Origin of the sequence: Mesorhizobium sp. B1-1-5 (genome assembly GCF_006443065.1) — a bacterium.
Taxonomy (GTDB): Bacteria; Pseudomonadota; Alphaproteobacteria; order Rhizobiales; family Rhizobiaceae; genus Mesorhizobium.
On record NZ_VFWS01000326.1, the window covers coordinates 1 to 1,609 of the forward strand.

The 1,609-nt window shown below is 64.9% G+C and carries 1 protein-coding gene; it reads right to left on the bottom strand.

All coding sequences use genetic code 11. From position 1 onward, the window contains the following. Positions 1-32 precede the first annotated feature (32 nt). On the bottom strand, positions 33-1,609 hold a 1,577-nt coding region (locus FJ980_RS30955), incomplete at its 5' end, for a mercuric reductase (protein ID WP_246676642.1).

Sequence of the window (1,609 nt, forward strand, 5' to 3'; positions counted from 1 at the left end):
AAGCCCGCGCCAACGCCGACGGGACACAAGTGTCATCGCCTGGACCACGCCAGCCAGCGTGCCGCCAGATGCCTCCACAAAGGGGTGAACTGCGTTCGCCGGTAAGCGTCGCCGGCCATTTTGATGCCTTGCGCCTGTGTCGGGAAGGGATGGATGACGTCGGCCAGCGCGTGCAATCCCATGCCCGACCTGATGGCGAGCGACACCCCGTTGATCATCTCGCCGGCATGGGCGGCGACCACGGTCGCACCGAGGATGCGGTCTGATCCTTCCCTGACATGGATTTTGACGAAACCCTCTTCCTCGCCGTCCATCACCGCGCGGGCGACATCGTGCATCAGCACCGTATAGGTCTTGACCGGAATGCCGTCGCGGCGCGCCTCCACCGGATAGAGGCCGACATGGGCGATTTCCGGATCGGTGTAGGTGCACCACGGAACCACCAATTCGCTCAGCCTCTTGCGCCCGAGAAACAGGGCGTTCTGCACGACCATGCGGGCTGTTGCTTCCGCGGTATGCGTGAATTTGTAGTCGAGGCAGACATCGCCCGCCGCATAGATGCGCGGGTTTGAGGTCCTGAGATAATCGTCCACCTTGATGCCTTTGGCATCGTGGGCAACCCCCGCCTCGTCGAGGCCAAGACCGTCGACATTGGGCGAGCGGCCTATGCCGGTGATGATCTCGTCGACGGAAATGGTCGTCGTGTCGCCGTCCCGCACCAGATCGGCGAGCTTCTTGTCGCCTTCCCTGCGCACCGCCACCACTTCGGTGTTCAGTCGGACCTCGACCCCCTCGCGCGCCAGCGCCTCCGAAAGGATCTGCGCGGCGTCGCGTTCCTCGCCGGGCAGGAACATCGGATCGCTCTGCGCCAGGATGACCTTCGCACCGAGCAGGCAGAAGGCCTGCGCTGTCTCGCAGCCAAGCGGCCCGCCGCCGATGACCAGCAGCCGCTTCGGGCAGTCGACAAGGTCGAACATCGTCTCGTTGCTGAGATAGCCGGCCTCGACCAGGCCGGGAATGGATGGAAACTCCGGCCTCGAGCCTGTCGCGCTCAGCGCCTTGCGGAAGCGCAGCGTGGTTCCCGCGACGGTCACGCAATCGCTTCCCTCGAACCGGGCTTCGCCGAAATGAACGTCGATGCCCAGCGCAGCAAGCGCCTCAGCGCTGTCGGCATGGCTGATCCGTTGCCGGATGCGCCGCATCCTGGTCATCGCGCGCTGGAAATCGACGCGAAGATGGTCCGGCGCATCGGCTCCGAAATTCTCGGCATCGCGCATGTCGGCATAGAGCCTGGATGTACGGATGATCGACTTGGACGGGATGCAGCCGGTGTTGATGCACGTGCCGCCGATCAACCCGCGTTCGATCAGCGCCACTTTCGCGCCGAGGCTTGCCGCTTCGGTCGCGGCAGTCAAGCCGGCAGGCCCGGCGCCGACGACGACGAGATTGTATGGTCCGGTGGGCGGCGGGTTTCGCCAATGCGGCGGATGGGCGCCCCTGACCAGCTCGACATCATTGTGGTCGGCCGGAAAACCGGCAGCTTTCGTCCCTTCAAGCGACATCGCGGCCATCCGGGCTTGCCGGCTGCGACAGCCATCCGCCTGTGAAC